21 protein-coding genes are annotated in these 19,043 nt (G+C 37.9%); 1 reads left to right on the plus strand and 20 read right to left on the minus strand.

Going from position 1 to position 19,043, the window contains the following annotated elements; genetic code table 11:
- Positions 1-149: 149 nt before the first annotated feature.
- The 19 genes from aroA to BDR01S_RS18780 form a co-directional block, all read right to left on the minus strand.
- Positions 150-1,439 carry a 3-phosphoshikimate 1-carboxyvinyltransferase gene (aroA, locus tag BDR01S_RS18690; protein WP_066257185.1) on the minus strand — a complete coding sequence of 430 codons (1,290 nt, stop codon included), beginning with the start codon at positions 1,437-1,439 and terminating at the stop codon, positions 150-152.
- A gap of 27 nt (positions 1,440-1,466) precedes the next feature.
- Entirely contained in the window at positions 1,467-2,573 is a 1,107-nt protein-coding gene (locus BDR01S_RS18695) for a prephenate dehydrogenase (RefSeq protein ID WP_066257187.1), read from the minus strand.
- A gap of 37 nt (positions 2,574-2,610) precedes the next feature.
- The gene (gene hisC, locus BDR01S_RS18700) at positions 2,611-3,699 is read right to left on the minus strand and encodes a histidinol-phosphate transaminase (RefSeq protein WP_066257190.1); all 1,089 of its coding nucleotides are present in this window, start codon (positions 3,697-3,699) and stop codon (positions 2,611-2,613) included.
- Between the two features lie 59 nt (positions 3,700-3,758).
- On the minus strand, positions 3,759-4,130 hold the full coding sequence (gene aroH / locus BDR01S_RS18705) for a chorismate mutase (RefSeq protein WP_066257192.1): 372 nt from the start codon (positions 4,128-4,130) through the stop codon (positions 3,759-3,761).
- Between the two features lie 15 nt (positions 4,131-4,145).
- Positions 4,146-5,216 carry a 3-dehydroquinate synthase gene (gene aroB / locus BDR01S_RS18710; protein ID WP_066257194.1) on the minus strand — a complete coding sequence of 357 codons (1,071 nt, stop codon included), beginning with the start codon at positions 5,214-5,216 and terminating at the stop codon, positions 4,146-4,148.
- Positions 5,216-6,388: a chorismate synthase gene (gene aroC / locus BDR01S_RS18715; RefSeq protein WP_066260234.1), complete on the minus strand. Its 1,173-nt coding sequence runs from the start codon at positions 6,386-6,388 to the stop codon at positions 5,216-5,218. The genes aroB and aroC overlap by 1 nt, the downstream gene beginning before the upstream one ends.
- Before the next feature lie 166 nt (positions 6,389-6,554).
- On the minus strand, positions 6,555-7,001 hold the full coding sequence (gene ndk / locus BDR01S_RS18720) for a nucleoside-diphosphate kinase (protein ID WP_066257196.1): 447 nt from the start codon (positions 6,999-7,001) through the stop codon (positions 6,555-6,557).
- A 96-nt stretch (positions 7,002-7,097) separates the two neighbouring features.
- Positions 7,098-8,060, minus strand: a complete 963-nt coding sequence (gene hepT, locus BDR01S_RS18725; RefSeq protein ID WP_066257199.1) for a heptaprenyl diphosphate synthase component II — start codon at positions 8,058-8,060, stop codon at positions 7,098-7,100.
- 43 nt (positions 8,061-8,103) lie between these two features.
- Positions 8,104-8,808, minus strand: a complete 705-nt coding sequence (locus BDR01S_RS18730) for a demethylmenaquinone methyltransferase (RefSeq protein WP_066257202.1) — start codon at positions 8,806-8,808, stop codon at positions 8,104-8,106.
- Between the two features lie 7 nt (positions 8,809-8,815).
- Positions 8,816-9,637 (minus strand): heptaprenyl diphosphate synthase component 1, encoded by an 822-nt coding sequence (locus tag BDR01S_RS18735; protein WP_066257205.1) that lies wholly within the window; start codon positions 9,635-9,637, stop codon positions 8,816-8,818.
- A gap of 214 nt (positions 9,638-9,851) precedes the next feature.
- The gene (mtrB, locus tag BDR01S_RS18740) at positions 9,852-10,088 is read right to left on the minus strand and encodes a trp RNA-binding attenuation protein MtrB (protein ID WP_066257208.1); all 237 of its coding nucleotides are present in this window, start codon (positions 10,086-10,088) and stop codon (positions 9,852-9,854) included.
- A 33-nt stretch (positions 10,089-10,121) separates the two neighbouring features.
- Positions 10,122-10,688 carry a GTP cyclohydrolase I FolE gene (gene folE, locus BDR01S_RS18745; RefSeq protein WP_066257211.1) on the minus strand — a complete coding sequence of 189 codons (567 nt, stop codon included), beginning with the start codon at positions 10,686-10,688 and terminating at the stop codon, positions 10,122-10,124.
- A gap of 153 nt (positions 10,689-10,841) precedes the next feature.
- On the minus strand, positions 10,842-11,114 hold the full coding sequence (gene hbs / locus BDR01S_RS18750; protein ID WP_024030636.1) for a non-specific DNA-binding protein Hbs: 273 nt from the start codon (positions 11,112-11,114) through the stop codon (positions 10,842-10,844).
- A gap of 393 nt (positions 11,115-11,507) precedes the next feature.
- On the minus strand, positions 11,508-12,986 hold the full coding sequence (spoIVA, locus tag BDR01S_RS18755; protein WP_066257216.1) for a stage IV sporulation protein A: 1,479 nt from the start codon (positions 12,984-12,986) through the stop codon (positions 11,508-11,510).
- A gap of 272 nt (positions 12,987-13,258) precedes the next feature.
- The gene (locus BDR01S_RS18760; RefSeq protein WP_066257224.1) at positions 13,259-13,969 is read right to left on the minus strand and encodes a YphF family lipoprotein; all 711 of its coding nucleotides are present in this window, start codon (positions 13,967-13,969) and stop codon (positions 13,259-13,261) included.
- 34 nt (positions 13,970-14,003) lie between these two features.
- The gene (locus BDR01S_RS18765; protein WP_066257226.1) at positions 14,004-14,189 is read right to left on the minus strand and encodes a DUF2768 domain-containing protein; all 186 of its coding nucleotides are present in this window, start codon (positions 14,187-14,189) and stop codon (positions 14,004-14,006) included.
- A gap of 293 nt (positions 14,190-14,482) precedes the next feature.
- Positions 14,483-15,475, minus strand: coding sequence for an NAD(P)H-dependent glycerol-3-phosphate dehydrogenase (locus BDR01S_RS18770; protein WP_235846614.1), 993 nt, complete (start codon positions 15,473-15,475; stop codon positions 14,483-14,485).
- Between the two features lie 86 nt (positions 15,476-15,561).
- Positions 15,562-16,872, minus strand: coding sequence for a ribosome biogenesis GTPase Der (der, locus tag BDR01S_RS18775; protein WP_066257232.1), 1,311 nt, complete (start codon positions 16,870-16,872; stop codon positions 15,562-15,564).
- A 220-nt stretch (positions 16,873-17,092) separates the two neighbouring features.
- Positions 17,093-17,701, minus strand: coding sequence for a YphA family membrane protein (locus tag BDR01S_RS18780; protein ID WP_066257235.1), 609 nt, complete (start codon positions 17,699-17,701; stop codon positions 17,093-17,095).
- Positions 17,702-17,809: 108 nt separating this feature from the next.
- Between BDR01S_RS18780 and BDR01S_RS25015 the strand changes: the two genes are divergently transcribed.
- Entirely contained in the window at positions 17,810-17,950 is a 141-nt protein-coding gene (locus tag BDR01S_RS25015; RefSeq protein ID WP_066257239.1) for a YpzI family protein, read from the plus strand.
- Between the two features lie 28 nt (positions 17,951-17,978).
- Here the strand turns inward: BDR01S_RS25015 and fni are convergent, their stop codons facing one another.
- A complete protein-coding gene (gene fni / locus BDR01S_RS18785; RefSeq protein ID WP_066257242.1) occupies positions 17,979-19,037 on the minus strand; it encodes a type 2 isopentenyl-diphosphate Delta-isomerase in 1,059 nt (352 codons plus the stop codon).
- Between the last annotated feature and the right edge of the window lie 6 nt (positions 19,038-19,043).

Consider the following 19,043-nt stretch of genomic DNA (forward strand, 5'->3'; position numbering starts at 1 on the left):
CGCTAAAGCGCCTGCGGGGTCTCCCCTGCCCCGTACTCCCGCAGGAGTCTTCGCTCCTTCCGCACCAATCAACGTTGGCTTTAAATCAACAATAATCCCTTTAACACAGCCCTATAAATATAAAAAAAAAGCTGCATTAAAAAGCAGCTTTACTTTATGAGGCTGTTTAGATGTTCAAAGAAGTTAGGGTAGGAAACGGAAATTGCTTCGGGATTTTCTAGTTTGGCTTCTTTTTCACATAGGAGCGCGGCAATGGCCAGCATCATTCCAATTCGGTGATCGCCATGACTTGAAACAGTTCCCCCGTTTAAAACAGATTTTCCATATATGATCATTCCATCTTCAGTTGCTTCGATTTTTGCACCTAATTCTTTTAGTTCTTGAACAACTGTATCGATACGATTGGTTTCCTTAACTTTTAATTCTTCAGCATCTTTAATTATGGTTGTACCTTCAGCTTGGGTTGCTAATAGAGCAATAATCGGGATTTCATCAATTAATTTTGGAATTAAATCGCCTTCAATAATTGTTCCTTTAAGTTTTGAAGTTTTGATGATTAGGTCACCAGATGGTTCAAATGATTCTTTATCGTTTTGAACAATTTCTAAGCTTGCACCCATCTTTTTCATGACTTCGATAATTCCCGTTCTTGTAGGATTTAACCCGACATCCTTCAGGACAATTTCACTTTCTGGGATAATTGCTCCGGCTACCAGGAAGAACGCTGCAGATGAAATGTCCCCGGGAACCTGAATCGTTGTGCCCGTTAGTTTTTGACCGCCCTTTACAATAATCTTTTGGTTATCCTTATGGATTTCCCCACCAAATCTTATTATCATTCTTTCCGTATGGTCACGGGTTTCTTCTGGCTCGATAATCGTACTTTGTCCTTCTGCTTGCAATCCCGCTAGGATAATAGCGGATTTTACTTGCGCACTAGCAACTGGCAGGCGGTAGTTAATAGGTTGTAAGCCACCACCACGGAGGGAAATAGGCGTGAAGGAACCATTTTTCCGCCCATCTATTCGTGCACCCATTTCAGTTAAAGGGTTCGTTACCCTAGTCATTGGCCTTTTTCCGATTGACTCATCGCCGACAAGTGATGAGAAAAAAGGTCTTCCGGCTAGTATCCCCATTAATAAACGGATCGTTGTTCCTGAATTACCAACATCTAATACTTCAGTTGGTTCTGTTAATCCATCAAATCCTTTTCCGATTATGCGAAGTTGATTATCAGTTTCGTCAATCGTAACACCAAGTTTTCGAAAGCATGAAATCGTACTTAAGCAATCCTCTCCAGGCAAGAAATTAGTTACCTTGGTTTCACCGTGGGCGATTGAACCAAACATAACCGATCGATGCGAAATCGATTTATCCCCTGGTATTGTAATCTTACCATTTAGACCTTTTATGTTAGTTTTAAGATTTAAAGACGTCATTAAAAATCACCTTTTATTCATATCATTTTAGGAACCAATAGATGTTGCATAATTGGAATAAGTGCCAATACATCGTTCAGCTTTTTGTCGATCCTCTTCTGTTTGAAAACTAATAACTAAGACTCCAATAATATCTTCGCGTGTTTCTAGAATCCGAATATTTGTGATACTAATGGCTTCCTTCGCTAAATAGCCGGTAATTTCCGAAATCACACCCGGGTAATCTGGTATATCGACAAATAAATCATAAAATGCCGGAATCGCACCTTTTTCTTTCATTGGTAAGCCATCACGGTATTGTTTTGCCTGCTGAAAATAGTTGTAAATCGCAGAACTATTTTCATTTTCAAGCATCGTTTTAACTTTATTCATTTCTTCTTGCCATTGATCTAGTAATTCAATTAATATTTCACGGTTATGCAAGAGAATATCCTTCCACATAACAGGACTGCTTGATGCAATCCTAGTAATATCCCTAAACCCGCCTGCTGCTAAACGTGGAATAAGGCTTTCTTCTTCTGCTAGTTTTTCAGTTTGGCGAACTATAGAAGCCGCAATGATATGAGGAAAGTGGCTGACAATCCCTGTGAGATAGTCATGATTTTTAGGTGTAATCGTTAAAAACTTGGCATGGGTCCCCTTTAACCATGTTATTAATAATTCTACCTTTGTATTTTCTATTTGTTCTTGCGGTGTTAACAGGTAAAATGCATTTTCAAATAATATTTCCTTGGCTGCTGATACACCGCTTTTATGTGAACCAGCCATTGGGTGCCCACCAATAAAGGTAATGCCCCGATTCTCAAGGACTTTTGCACTTCCAACAATTTTGCTTTTTGTGCTGCCTGTATCTGTCACGATTACCTCTGGATTGAGAGGGAGTGTGGCAAGGAACTGAATAATTTCCTCTGTTTCATTCACAGGTGCAGAAATAATGATTAAATCAGCATCCATTGCACCATTGTAGATATTTTCTGCTATTTCATCTATGACTCCAAGCATCTTTGCAAGCCTTGCTTGTTCACTATTAATATCAAATCCAATAATAGTAGCATCCTCATGTTCCTTTTTAATACAAAGGGCAAGAGAACCGCCGATTAAACCTAAGCCAATTACAAAAACTCGGCCTTTCATTGAAAACTCCCCCTAAACAACAAAGCACCATTCTGTTTTATTTTTGTGCTAAAAATTCTCCTAAAGCTTTTAGGACACCTTCATTTTGTTCAAAGGAGCCTACGGTAATCCTTACAGCTGTAGGAAAACCAAGCGCTTTTCCGGAGCGAACGATATATCCTCTCTCCAATAAAGATTGGAAAACCTGATTCCCATCAATTTTACAATCAATTAAGATAAAATTTGTTTGAGTTGGATAAAAATCGAGTTGATATTGGCGACAAAATTCATAAAACTGTTCAAGACCGTGCCTATTTTTTTCTTTGCAGATATTGATAAAATTCTGATCCTTTATTGCGGCAGACGCTGCTAATTGACCTAATGAGTTAACATTAAACGGTTCCCTCGCAGGCTCCAGCGCTTTAATAATAGAACGATTGGCAACTCCATATCCGATTCTTAAGGCAGCCAAACCATAAATTTTAGAAAAAGTTCTTAAGACAATTAAATTTTCATATTTTGAAGCTAGTTTAACGGAATCATAATAATCATCAGCGACTACATATTCATAGTAGGCTTCATCCAAAACAACGAGAATATCTGATGGGACTTTATCTAGAAACGCTATTAATTTACTTTCTGGTATATATGTACCTGTAGGGTTATTAGGGCTGCAGAGCCAAATAACATTGGTTTGTTCATCAATAGCTGCTAACATTGCTTCTAAATTATGATCTCCATTTATTAACGGGACTTCCTTTATAATTGCCCCTTCAATCACAGCATTATGCTTATACTGTGAAAAGGAAGGAGTTGCCATAACTGTACTAGCATTTGGATGTAAGAGTGCCCTTGAAATAATTTGGATCAGATTATCTGAACCATTTCCAAAAATTAGTTCTTCCTCGTCAACCTGTAAAAATGAGGCAAGTGTCTCTCTTAAAGTAGTGGCATACCCATCTGGATAAATAGCCAAACTTGTTTGATTCGATTGAAGTGCAGTCATCACCTGTTCTGAACATCCAAAAGGATTTTCATTTGATGCCAGTTTTACAATTTGGTCAAGGTTATATTGCTTCTTTACTGCCTCTATTGATTTCCCTGGTTGATAAGGAGTCAGCGTTAATAACTGCTCTTTCCATCTCATGCTCATTCTCTCCATTTCTTGTAATCTTGGACTAACATTCATTCAAAAAGATTCTCACATTACGTTAAACTATTGTTTAGGTCAGGTCTAAGGACCTTAGCCCCTTTTAAATATACATGGATAATTTCATCTTGAGACTTTGTAGTATTTACATGCATCATGATTCTAACACACATGGTTAAAGAATTAGGAACAGGCATTTCCTGCATACACATAACTGGTACGTAGGTCCAACCCTCAAATTTACGCAATGCCCTTGCTGGGAATACTGCATTAATGTCCTCGGTTGTCGAAATGAAAACAGAGGCAACTAAATCAGGATGAATCTGATTTTCTTCGATTATTTTTTTCAGCAGTTCTTCTGTGGCAGTGACAATTTCTTCCTCGGTGTTCTGATTAACTGTGATTGCTCCCCTCATCCCTCTAATCAAGAATAAGCCCCCCTTTTAAAAACTATTTAACTGATCTAATAAAACTGGTTCCGATACTTCCTTTAGAATTGGTTGCCCTAATTGTTCTAGTAATACGAATCGAATCGAGTATCGAACAGATTTTTTATCCTGCTTCATTTTATTGATTAACTTTTCATAAGCTAGATTGTCAGGTATTTTCGATTCATACCCAAGTCCTTCGATCCAATCGATAAATTCTTCTATATTGAAAGAAAGGCCAAGTAATTGTTTACTAACTTTTAAAGCAAAAATCATGCCAATCATAACTGCTTCACCATGAGTAAAGTTTCCATAACCCATTTCTGATTCAATGGCATGCCCTAACGTATGTCCTAAGTTCAAGTAAGCTCGAATCCCGGTCTCTTTTTCATCCTGACCAACAATTTTCCCCTTGACCTTTATCCCTTTTATTAAGGACACAGATAGCAGCTCCATTGGTAAGGTCTGAAGGTCTTCCACATTGTCTTTCAGCCAATCAAAAAAATTAGAATCATCAATAAGTGCATGTTTAATAACCTCAGCAAATCCCGAACGAATTTCATGTGCGGGAAGTGTTTTTAAGAATTCTAAGTCATAAAAAACAGCCTCTGGCTGATGGAAAGCTCCGATCATATTTTTCCCGAGCGGATGATTAATCGCTACCTTTCCGCCAACTGCACTATCATGAGCTAATATGGTCGTTGGGACTTGAATAAATGGTATCCCTCTCATGAAGGAGGCAGCGACAAATCCGGACAAATCCCCAACTGCACCACCGCCAAAAGAGAGAATGACAGATTTCCGATCCAGTCGGTTTTCAAGCGCAGTTGAAAGAGCAGCATAATAAACCTCAAAGGTTTTTGCTTTTTCGCCACTAGGGGCAGTAAAAATTACGGGGTCAAACGATTTAAGTTCAATCAACAATTTTTCCAAATGTAGTTTAGCAACTGTTTCATCTGTGATAATTAATATTCTGGTTAGACCCGAAAAATGATTGACCAAAAAAGTGCCCAGTTCTTTACGTACACCCTCCCCCACAAAGACATTATAGTTTTTTGACTCTGTTTGGATGTGAATGGTTTCCATTAAAACTCCCTCGCATATTCTCTTTGCCTTTTTATTTCATCAGCAAAAGCTTCAAAACGGTCGCTGTAAAATTGTTCAATCAAAGCATTTGCTAGTTCCCAAGCAACAGCATGCTCGGCAACCACCGCAGCAGCAGGGACAGCACAACTGTCTGAGCGTTCAACGCTCGCAGCAAAAGGCTCTTTTGTCTCAATATCTACGCTCATTAAAGGTTTATATAAGGTTGGGATTGGTTTCATCACACCTCTGATAACAATAGGCATACCTGTCGTCATACCGCCTTCAAAGCCACCAAGTCGATTGCTCTTGCGATAGTAACCTTTTTCTTGATCCCAGGCTATCTCATCATGAACTTCGCTTCCTGGCTTCCTTGCAGCTTCAAATCCAATGCCGATTTCTACCCCTTTAAACGCATTTATGCTCATTATAGCGGCTGCTAATTTTCCATCCAGCTTACGATCATAGTGAACGTAACTACCAACACCAACAGGCATACCTTTGGCAATCACTTCCACAACACCGCCAATCGAATCCCCATTTTTCTTCGCTTCATCAATGGCAGCCTTCATATCCTCTTCCACGGTTGGGTCAGCACATCGAACAGGCGAATTCTCTGTCATGTCTTTTAATGCCTCAAAAGACATGGAGGGATCGACATTCGCTTTTATTCCGCCTATTTCAACTACATGGGCAACTAGTTCAACGCCTACTAATGATAAAAGCTGCTTGGCAATAGCACCCGCAGCGACTCTTACAGTTGTTTCGCGGGCTGAAGAGCGTTCAAGGACATTTCTCATATCCCTGTGCCCATATTTAATTGCTCCATTTAAATCAGCATGACCTGGACGAGCACGAGTTACTTTACGTTTAACTTCATCCTCCTGGCCTTCCTCTAGGGGCTCTGCTCCCATAATATTGGTCCAGTGCTTCCAGTCATTATTATGTACGACTAACGCAATTGGAGAGCCAAGTGTGTAACCGTGCCGTACCCCTGAAACAATTTGGGCTGTATCCTTTTCAATTTGCATTCTTCTTCCGCGTCCATAACCTTTTTGTCTTCTGGATAACTCTTTATTTATATCTTCTAATAATAATGGCATTCCAGCAGGGAGACCTTCGACTATTGTTGTTAATTGCGGTCCATGGGATTCTCCTGCTGTTAGGTATCTCATTCCCATACTCTTTCCCCCTTCAACTCATTAAAGAATTTTTTTATCAATATACCATATTGAACAAAATAAACATAGTATAACTATTCAGAAAATAGAGTTATATTTTTGATAACAATATAAAAAAGCACTTGTATAATTGCTATACAAGTGCCCCGCTTTAGTAGGATCAATAAATCCATTCGTTAACTAATTTGTTGTACTCAACCACACCAGAATCTTTAAAAAATAAGCCAATTTCACGTTCTGCACTTGCAGGTGAATCGGAGCCGTGAATAACATTTTTACCAACAGTTAATCCAAAATCACCGCGAATAGTACCTGGAGCTGCATCCTTTGGATTGGTAGCACCCATCATTTGACGGGCAGTAGCGATGACATTCTCACCTTGCCAAACCATTGCAAAAACTGGACCCGAAGTGATGAAATCAACTAATTCACCGAAGAATGGACGTTCCTTGTGCTCACCATAATGTTCCTCAGCAAGTTCGCTTTGAATGTTCATTAATTTTGCCCCAACCAATTGAAAGCCCTTTCTTTCGAAACGTGAAACAATTTCACCAATAAGATTACGCTGTACTCCATCTGGCTTTACCATTAAAAATGTTTTTTCCATGAATTCCACTCCTAAAAATTAATAATTATGTATATTGATTGTTTAGAATCAATCCATGAAAAATATTATCATTTTTTCGAATATTTAACAAGTTGTTTAGAATTTTCTTCTTCCAATTACTTTTGCAATATCATTGAGCGTCTTTTTTGCTTTATTCCCTGGTAACCCATTTAATTCTGCTAAAGCTTTTTGCAGATAAAGATCGCTCAGTGTGAATGACTTTTCAATTGCTCCTGATTGTTTAATTAATGAAATAATCTTTGTTATTTCAGATGGTTCCATTTTCTCATGGACCTTTTCAATTTCTATCTGGATTTGATTATTTTCCATCGCATAAAGGGCTGGGGCAGTTACATTTCCCTGCAATAAATCTCCACCGGCAGGCTTCCCTAGTTCCTTCTCAGTTGAAGTAAAATCTAAAATATCATCAATAATTTGATAAGACATGCCGACGTAATAACCGAAACGATAAAGTTTTTTATGAATGGACTCCTCAACATCTGCAGCTATCGCTCCTAATTGGCAGCTAACGGCAATTAACAGGGCGGTTTTTCTTTTAATTCTACGGAGATAGTCCCGAAGATTTTGATTAAAACGGTATTTATCTTTAATTTGTTGGATTTCGCCTACTGAAACTTCAACAATTGTATTCGCTAAAATTTTATGGGCAAGAGGATTTCCGATATTAGTCATCAATTCAATCGCGAGAGCAAAAACAAAATCACCGGTGTACATAGCGATCTTGTTATCCCATTTCGATTTCACTGTCGGCTGACCACGGCGAAGATCAGCATCGTCTATCACATCATCATGGACAAGTGAGGCCATATGAATTAATTCTAGTGCAACGGCTACATTCTTCATCACATGTATATCATAATTACCAAATTTACCTGCAAGCAAAACAAATACAGGACGAATTCTTTTTCCGCCGGCTTGTAATGTATGCATAGAAGCTTTCCTTAGGAGAAGAGAATCTGCCTTTATTGTCTCTTCTAACTTTTTTTCTATCAAGTTAATATCCGAATTCAAAAATGAATACATCATTTTTAATTTCATTTGAATTCACCCAGCTTTTCATCCTGTCTTCAAGTTCCGTTAATTAGTTCTTTTTACCAATATGAACAGCTGCAGCACCGCCGCTGTATGGCCTGTATTTCACATCTTTGAAGCCGGCTTGCTCAAACATCTTAGCTAACTCCCTCATTCCCGGAAAGTCACGAGCGGACTCATGAAGCCAAGCATATTCACGATAGCTCTTTGCAAGCAATTTACCAAACATCGGCATAATAAAGCGAAAATAAAAATAATAGAGCTGTTTATAGCCAATAAGTGTAGGTTGTGATGTTTCTAAACATACTGCGATTCCACCCGGCTTTACTACACGGTGCATTTCTTTTAATACTTGAAGGTAATCCGGGACATTCCTTAAACCAAAGCCAATTGTGACATAATCAAAACTATTATCTGGGAAAGGTAGTTCCATGGCGTTACCATGTAGTAATTTAACCTGGTTTAAGCCTAGGTCTTTAACCTTTTCAATGCCCACATTGAGCATATTTTGGCTAAAGTCCAACCCAGTAACTTCACCTGTTGGACCGACTGCCTCAGCTAAGGCGATTGTCCAATCAGCAGTACCACAGCAAACATCGAGAGCTTTTGAACCTGGCTGTACATTCATTTTTTTCATCGTGTCTTTTCGCCACTTGATATGCTGTTGAAAGCTGATAACAGAATTCATTTTATCGTAGTTATCAGATATCTTTTCAAACACATTGTGTACTCGCTGTTCTTTCGATTCCTGCATGTTTTTATTACCCTTCTTCCACAAAAGTTTTTGCATTTGGCTGGTATTGGCTTAAGATTGAGATGATCCTACTTTCAAGTAATTCATTCAAATAGGGCAACTGCTCTAACCCCTTTTCAATAACCTTTTTTGACCTCTCGAGATATTGGTCGCAACACAGAAATAAGTGACTTTGCTGTTCCTTTGACAACTCAATCACTTTATTATTATTGATTGGGAAAACAATTGATTTCAAGGCCTCGAATAAAACTGAACTGCCTGTTTGAATAAATTGACTCTTTTCATGGAGTAAACGTTTAAATAAAAGCAGGTTTCCTATAAAATCATTCCATAAATCTACTTTGAAATATTCGGACAGATGGGCAAGTAAGGAACTTTCAATGAGCCCAAACCTTGTCATAAGTTCTTCAATCTCTTGAATTTCTTTTTGATAGACAGAAATTTTGTTTTCATTCACTTCTTTAATACCTCTAGAAAGTGCCTTGATCATCTTTATTTCTTCCGTATCTGCTAGAAGCTTATAATATAATCCACTAAAATAATCACCAGCTAGAACAGTTAATTGTCGATTTTTTTCCTCTACTGATTCATTTGATATATGTTCATGGGTATCAAGGGCGATTTGAATTAGCATCGTTGATAAGGCGTAGTTCTGCATATCACTGTATGACAATTCGAGGCGGTCCATTATTGAAACAAGAATAAGCAGTTTATCTTCATCAATAATCGGAATTTCAATATATTTAAGCAAGTATGGGTCACAAACTCTTTTTTCGACCTGCTCTCTAATATTTGTGAATTTTTGTCGAATGTCCAGCAATTTAATCACCCTTGCTTCCCCGAAGTAATGTCTTTATGTATTCTTATTTCCTATTTGCATAGTAAAATTCATCCCATTTAATAAAGAAAAATCCTAATCGTTCTTTAAAAACAAGGCAGACACCATTATATCATAAAAGGTTTTCTTTAGGCAGAAATTCACAAAATAATCACTTATGCTCATAAGAAATAAGATGAAAACAATGTGATTGGAACTTATAAACTTATTTTTTCAATTCACTTTCTACTTCACCAAGTTGAGTAAGAATTTTTGCGTTTCCCCTGATTTTTATTGCTGAAGTATGCTCAGTAAATTGAGCTATAAGCACTTCTCCTTTATCCAACTTCTCCGAATGGTGAAATTTTGTATCCGATCCTCTAGTTAAGCCGATCACGCTGACACCATCATCATTTGCTTTTATTACGATATATTCACTATTTGCAGTATTACGTTTTTCCATTTAATCACCTCAGTTGCTTTAAAAAAAATCGGGCTAATATTTTATTAAAGAAAGTACCTCTGATCGAGAAATAGCATCATCAGCAAGAACGCCGCGTACAGCAGTTGTTACGGTTTTAGAGCCGGGTTTTTTTACTCCACGCATGGTCATACACATATGTTCTGCCTCGACCACCACCATCACCCCGTGTGGCTCTAACTTTTCCATCATACTGTCAGCAATCGTTGATGTAATCCGTTCCTGGAGTTGTGGTCTCTTTGCAACTGCTTCTACTGCTCGTGCTAATTTGCTTAAGCCTGTAACCCTGCCATTTTTGGGAATATAAGCTACATGTGCTTTACCAAAGAAAGGAACGAGGTGGTGTTCACACATGGAATAAAACGGGATATCTTTAACCAATACTAATTCTTCATGATCTTCACTAAATATTGTTTCAAAATGCTTCTTCGGATCCTCGTTTAATCCGCTAAAAACTTCTTCATACATTTTTGCTACCCGTTTCGGTGTATCAAGCAAGCCTTCACGGTTTGGGTTTTCACCGATTGCTTCTAATATTAAACGTACCGCTTCTTCAATTTGGGCACGATTCACTTGTGACATAATTAGATTCCCCCTAATGTTCTGTCAAGAATAGATGACAAATACATATTAGCACAATCTTTTTAGTTCAAGCAAAAAAGTAGAAAAAAGGCCATGGACTAAAGCCATGACCTTTTTGCTTAAGCATTCGCTTATAGCAATAAATTTATGTAATTATTTTACTGCATCTTTAAGCGCTTTACCTGGTTTAAAAGCTGGAACTTTGCTAGCAGCGATTTCGATTTCCTCACCTGTTTGAGGATTACGACCTTTACGAGCTGCGCGCTCACGTACTTCAAAGTTTCCAAAACCGATTAGTTGTACTTTATCACCATTTTTCAAAGCATCTAAAATCGCATCAAAAACAGCATCAACTGCTTTAGTAGCGTCCTTTTTTGAAAGCTCGCTTGCTTCAGCAACTGCATTAATAAGTTCTGTCTTGTTCATGCCATTCACCTCCTCCCAAAGAATTATCAAGATTCGTAAATAAAATTACTTATCTACATGTCTAAACAATTTTTCTAATTTCTATACGTCATAGCGCGGTTTTATTACCAAAGTAACTATAAATACCTAAATTGGTAACGCAAATCTATTTTTTTAGAAAAAACCCTTATGAAATAAGGGTTCAAACGCTATAATGTAATCACGTTAAAAGATTATCATAATCAATTCAGCTTATCAAGAAGATTTCATGAAATAATGGTAATCTTTTCTTTTGTTCAACATAATTCTACTTAATTTAACCCTTTTTGGTATTTTCTCACATCCGTGGGCTTAGTAACCATTGGTATGACTCCTATTAACAACAAAAAAAAGACCCCGATTAGGAGTCCATAGCTAAAGGATAATGGCAATTAAGCCGCCTGATCCTTCGTTGATAATTCTCTCTAACGTTTCTTTCAGTTTATATCTTGCATTTTCCGGCATTAAGGAAAGCTTTGCTTGGATTCCTTCGCGGACGATAGAGCTTAATGAGCGCCCGAAGATATCAGAGTTCCAAATTGATAACGGATCATCCTCGAAATCCTGCATTAAGTACCTTACAAGCTCCTCACTTTGCTTTTCCGTACCAATAATTGGGGCGAATTCTGATTCAACATCCACTTTAATCATATGAATCGATGGCGCTACGGCCCGCAGCCTTACACCAAACCGGGCACCTTGACGAATAATTTCCGGCTCTTCTAGGCTCATATCAGAAAGTGTTGGAGAGGCAATTCCATAACCTGTTTGTTTCACCATTTTTAAGGCATCCGCAATGTGATCATACTCTGCTTTGGCATGGGCAAAATCCTGCATTAATTCGAGCAAATGATCTTTCCCACGAATTTCTACCCCAACAATTTCTTTTAAAATTTCATCATACAATTCATCCGGGGCAATTAAATCAATCTCAGCAACGCCTGAACCCATTTCAATTCCTGCTAACCCTGCTCTTTCAATGAATTCAAACTCGCTAAAATGTTGTACAACTCGATCAACATCTCTTAATCTCTTGATATCTTTTACAGTTTCCTTGACAGCTTCTTGGTAGCTTTCACGAAGCCAATGGTTTTCTCTAAGAACCATTACCCAGCTTGGCAAATTCACATTAACTTCAAGAACTGGGAATTCATATAGCGCTTCACGCAGAACATTCAAAACATCACTGTCGCGCATACTTTCAACACTCATCGCAATTACTGGGATATCATATTTTTCTGCTAAACTAGATCTCAGCGTTTCAGTGCTTGGATGGTAAGGCTGGGCACTGTTTACAACCATGATAAACGGTTTGCCAACTTCCTTTAGTTCGTTAATCACTCTTTCTTCTGCCTCGATATAATTACTTCTTGGAATCTCTCCGATTGTTCCATCTGTTGTAACTACCACGCCAATTGTAGAATGTTCCTGAATTACTTTCCTTGTGCCAATTTCCGCTGCTTCATGGAAAGGAATCGGCTCCTCATACCAAGGGGTCGTAATCATTCTTGGCCCATTTTCATCTTCATATCCTTTAGCACCAGGGACTGTGTAACCCACACAATCAACTAGCCGAATATTGACATTTAATCCGTCATCGACATGAACCGTTGCCGCTTGATTAGGCACAAATTTCGGTTCTGTGGTCATTATCGTTTTTCCAGCTGCGCTTTGCGGAAGTTCATCCAGTGCCCGCGATCTCTCTGCTTCACTGTTTATATTCGGTAAAACCACAAGCTCCATAAATTTTTTAATAAATGTAGATTTCCCAGTCCTAACTGCTCCTACTACGCCTAAATAAATATCACCGCCTGTTCTTTCGGCAATATCTTTAAAAATATCAACCTTTTCCAAGTGATCCCCTCCCGATCATAGAGTAAAGTGGGATTAAACATCCATTTTAGGTATTTTTGGACAATATATGTTTATGACGTTGTCCTACAATGTTATGACACTTTTCTTAAAGTTTTTTACCCCCTTATTAAAAATTCACTAGGTTCGCTTGTATCTGTAATGGCTGAACATTCGGTATTATGGAGGGTTTCAATATATGTTTAACGTTTATAGATATAGCAAAAAAAACCCTTCTCCTACAATATATTTCTTAGGATAAGGGTTATGACTATTTATTCTTCTAAAAAAACTGGTTCATTGGTCTTAGGATCCCAGGTATATGGTAATGAGTAGGCCGGTACAAACATAGATTCATTAACCAAATAGGTACGAATATCTTCGCCGGGCTTAATTTCAATCTTTTTCTCCTTAAGTTTCTGATATAAGTCTGGACGATAATCAACATATACCTCTGCACCGCCTGTAATAACAAAGGATAAATTTTGATTTGAAAAAGGACTGACTATATATGGGGCTTTTTCATACCCTAGTTGTTTAAAATCAAGTGAAAAAACATTTTTAGCAAGTTGTTTTTTATAAGGGGGATACCCTTTTGTCTTTATTCGTAATTTAATATCACGAATCGCATCTGTTATTCTTAAATCAAATAATTTTACAGCAGGCTTGGTCTCAACATCGACGAGCACATATTGAAAGATACCCCCATTTTCGTAAGCATTTCCTGGGGGTTCAGCCATATATTTCGGTGTAATTTTTTTAAATTCAATCGGATACTTCTGATAAATGGGTGTTTCTGCTTCTTTTGTTTTTATCGGAAGGATCCCGCCATTGTCCTCTCTAAAAGAATCTACAGCGGTTTGAACAGCTTGGATTTGATCTTGATAAGGGACTTGATTCTTTGCTAATTCCTTTTCGGGATACATGCATCCTGCAAGTAAAAAAGCAGTTAATGCCAGAAAACTAGCGAGCACATTCCATTTCATTCAATCACCTTTTTTATTTATGTATTTAACCCCATTATGTTAAGAAAACAATTAGTAGCGTTAGTCCTGAAACAATCATCAATAAGTAAGCGATAATTGCAGTTATAATACGGAAGATTCCTTTTAACTTATATCTGCTAAAATAAATTGTCATAATTGCAAGGAACATAAACCCCATGCCGGCAATCGACACCCACATTTTAAACATAGCTGGCGACAAACTAAACTCCCCCTTTTTCGAAAATTAATTATATCACAAGCTTTTACTTTTCTAGAAAAATTTTAAACTAAACTGCTTCACAAAAAAAAAACTGAAGTAAAGAGGGGCGAATTCTTTACTTCAGCTTTAAAGACTAATTACCCCATACTCCAGTGTCATACTACCAGGTTGCTTCGTTGCATTGTATGCAATCTAAACACAATAGGTCTCACCGAACGCCTATTTACTGATAAAAATATTCTTGAGCAACAACACGGCTCCATCCCTGATTTTGATTTCATTTTGGATATTTTTTAGTCTTCAATATTTCGTTCATCTAGAACATTAACTAAATCTTCCATTTCATGAGTTTTTCCACGCGCCATTAAAACATCGACGGCGTCTATTGCGCTCTTCCCATTAAATAAAACATCATAAAGCGCAAAGGTTATCGGCATCTTTACATCATACTTTTTAGCTAATTGATAAGCTGCTTTGGTGGTTCTCACACCTTCTACAACCATCCCCATGTTATCCAAAACCTCTTCAAGGGTTTTACCTTTACCTAATAGGTTTCCTGCTCTCCAGTTCCTTGAATGGACGCTTGTACAAGTAACGATCAAATCACCTATACCAGCTAGGCCAGAAAACGTTAATGGGTTAGCCCCCATTTTCGTACCTAGACGGGCTATTTCGGCTAAACCTCGCGTCATTAAGGCTGCTTTTGCATTATCGCCATAGCCAAGCCCATCTGTTATTCCCGCTGCAAGCGCAATAATATTCTTTAATGCACCGCCAATTTCAACTCCGATGATATCGGAATTCGTATAAACCCGAAAATTGTTATTAATAAATAAATCCTGAATTTTTCCTGCAGCATCCATATTTTCAGAAGTAACAGTTACCGTTGTTGGGTGCCGAAGGCTTACTTCTTCTGCATGACTAGGGCCAGAAAGAACCACGACATCCTTTAACAATTCAGTCGGCATTTCTTCTTTGATGATTTCAGAGATACGCATTAAAGAATCAGGTTCAATCCCTTTACTTACATGTGCTATCGTGATCGGAGCTATTTGTACGGCTCGAATTTTTCCAATTACCTCACGTATTGCCTTGGTTGGAACTGCCAAAATAATTGTATCTATACCCGCCAATGTATCACTTAAAGAACCATACGCAACGATTAACTCTGAAAGAATAATTTCAGGCAAATATTTCTTATTCGTGTGCTTTTCATTAATTTCTTTCACTTGCTCTTCATTATGGCTCCACAGACGGACCTCATGTCCATTGTCTGCAAGTACCATTGCCAATGCCGTTCCCCAGCTACCTGCTCCAACCACGGCTATTGCTGTTTTAGTTTGGTTCAATTTATATCACACCTACTTTATATTTATTTTCTTTCTCTTGCATAAATTTTGATAGGGGTTCCTTCAAATCCAAAAGCATCTCTAATTCTGTTCTCTAAGAAGCGTTCATAGGAAAAGTGCATTAATTCAGGTTCATTAACAAACACAACAAAGGTTGGTGGTTTAACAGCCACTTGTGTTGTGTAATAAATTTTTAAGCGTCTACCATTGTCAGTTGGTGTTGGGTTCATTGCTACCGCATCCATAATCACATCATTAAGCACGCTTGTTTCAACTCTCAACGAGTGGTTTTCACTAGCCGTGTTAATCATCGGTAAAAGCGTGTGGATTCGTTTTTTTGTTTTCGCGGATAAAAACACAATAGGTGCATAACTAAGAAATAAGAAGTGCTCCCTAATCTTATGTTCAAGTTCCTTCATGGTTTTCTCATCTTTTTCGATTGCGTCCCACTTATTTACAACAATGACAATCGCCCTGCCTGCTTCATGTGCGTACCCGGCAATCTTTTTGTCCTGTTCAATAATTCCTTCTTCGGCATTAATGACAACAAGGACAACATCAGAACGTTCAATGGCTCTAAGGGCGCGGAGGACACTGTATTTTTCCGTAGTCTCATACACTTTTCCCTTTTTCCTTATTCCTGCTGTATCAATTATGACATATTTTCCCCCATTAAATGTATAAGGAGAATCGACTGCATCACGTGTTGTACCTGCAATATCACTGACGATTACACGTTCTTCGCCTAATATAGCATTGACTAACGAGGATTTCCCAACATTAGGTCGCCCAATTAATGAGAACTTAACGACATCTTCACCATATTCAATTGGTTTGGTTTTAGGAAAATGTTTGGCTGCTTCATCCAATAAGTCACCTAATCCTAGCCCATGTGCCCCTGAAATGGGAATAGGCTCACCGAATCCTAATGAATAGAAATCATAGATTTGATCACGCATTTCAGGATTATCTATTTTGTTAACAGCTAATACCACAGGCTTTTTAGACCTATAAAGTATTTTAGCCACTTCTTCATCAGCTGCTGTTACCCCTTCTCGTCCATTTGTTAAGAAGATAATTACATCCGCTTCATCAATTGCAACTTCCGCTTGCTGGCGGATTTGCTCTAAAAAAGGTTCATCACCAATATCAATTCCGCCTGTATCAATGACATTAAAGTCATGTGTTAACCACTCACCTGAACTATAAATACGATCTCTTGTAACTCCGGGAATGTCCTCAACAATGGAAATACGTTCACCGACAATTCGATTAAAAATAGTTGATTTTCCTACGTTGGGCCGTCCTACAATGGCAATAACAGGTTTAACCAATTACAATCGCCATCCTTTCTTTTCTATAATTAAATACAATTTAGTATGTTAGCATAGAGTGAAACTTCCTTCATGGGAGCTTGCATCCCGTACTTGCGGGATAATTCCCTTAAGTTCTTATTAAGTAAAGAAACCCTTCTGTCATCTAGAAGGGCCTAACTATATTATCTTATCAATGTTAATCCTTTCTCGCAATGATAAGCTGAATAAGAACTGTAGTTTACGATGATTTTTGCTTTCCTTTTTCAAAGAAATGAAAATGATTTTGCATTACTGTACCTACGTTTTCTAACGCACTCCATCCTACAAGCAAAAGTGCAGTTAATGAACAAACATCCAAGGAAGCGTATGCCCCAATCAAATAGGGAAATTGAAATTTATTTAATATTAGGGCATATAAAATCTCTCCTTGCATGGCACCAGCAAATAGGATCAGCAATCTCCCTTTTAAAGTTTTTTGCAATAGTATGGCTAAATACCACAACACTATCCCCATCATCCATTCCTTCTTAAAAATAATCCAAATAGGATCAAAAATTTCAAATAAATGGAAGGTTACATAGGCGATTGAAATAATAACTGCACAAATAAAATAATAAATGATTGCTGTTCGTTTTTCCTGGCTTATGAAAAAATAAGAAATGACTAAAATAAATAATCCACTTGCCTGTATTTCAAATACACTGACCTTAAATTGAAAATTAGATAAAATCAATACAATTAACACAATTGCTGCCAATTTCATTCGATATGGATTTCGTTTTTCTAAAATAAAGGTAAGGTAAATCCAAACTGCCCAACAGGTCCAATAAAAAATTGCCCCTTCCACTTCATACACCTCCTATTATTTTCATTATTGGTAATCTTTATGTAGTTTCATACTTCCTTGAATAATATTTCCTTTGTGATTCATCTTATTAAGAGGAGGTGTGTAAGAATGGGAAAAGACCGACAAGAAAAGAAGTTAAAGGCGAGTAGAAGAGTTGAATCAGATCGCGATCAGGCATTGCACTATCCTGGTGCCACGAAGCTGTCAGGCCCTGAAGAAGCGCGGGGTTTAAACGACGGTAAAAGATAAGAAAAAAGCTCTCGCAGTTGCGGGAGCTTTATTTTATAGAACGCTGGGCGAATCGTTTCGTATCAATACCTCTTTGATTTAACCAATGATAGGTTTCACCGGAAATTACCAGTGGTGCCTTTTTTAAATCTGAAACGTTCTTTGCTCCTAAAGCAGTCATTATCAGTTTTAATTCCTCGTGAAGTTTTTCGATTTCTGCCTGTAAAGCCTCTATCCCTTCTTTAACAAGGATTTTCAGGAAATAGCCTGCCATTCCAATTGCATCTGCTCCAATCGCTAATCCTTTTGCAATGTCATGTGCTGACCTTAAGCCACCGGAACCAATGACCGAAAGATTATTAGAAACAGACGCTGCTTCAAAAATTGAAATTCCTGTTGGGGTTCCCCATTGATTAAAAAATGACAGGGCTTTTTCCCTGCGCTTATTTTCAATTTCAGCAAAATTTGTTCCCCCGGAGCCGCCCACATCAACCATTTTAACGCCAATTGATATGAGTGAATGAACAGTTTCCTTCGCCATCCCGAAACCCACTTCTTTCACTATAACAGGGACTGCAATCTCTTTAACAATGGATTCAATTCTTTTAAGTGCACCGGAAAAATTACGATCTCCCTCGGGCATAGTTAATTCCTGAATGACATTTAAATGAATTTGCAGGGCATCTGCTTCAATCATCTCAATAGCAGCTTTTGCGTCTTCTGAAGATGCTTCGCTCCCTAAATTTGCGATAATAACACCAGCGGGATTCTCTTTGCGGACGATTTCGTAGGTATATTTTTGAGCTTTATCCTTTATAGCCGCCATTTGTGATCCAACTGCCATTGTTAGACCCGTATTTTTAGCAACAATTGCCAGTTCTTTATTGATACGATATGTTTTATCACCGCCGCCACCGGTCATCGCATTGATAAAAATTGGCGAACTTAAATAAAGTCCGCCAATTTCATGGTCTAATCCAACATCAAATACACCAATATCCGGTAATCCCTGGTGAATAAATTTTATATCATCAAATGCCGAAGAAGGATTTTGCCTATTTTCAAGGGCATAACGAATGTGGTCCCATTTTCGTTCAGATCTAGACACTTAAAT

The organism is Neobacillus drentensis NBRC 102427 (assembly GCF_001591445.1).
In the GTDB taxonomy this organism is placed as follows: domain Bacteria; phylum Bacillota; class Bacilli; order Bacillales; family Cytobacillaceae; genus Neobacillus; species Neobacillus drentensis.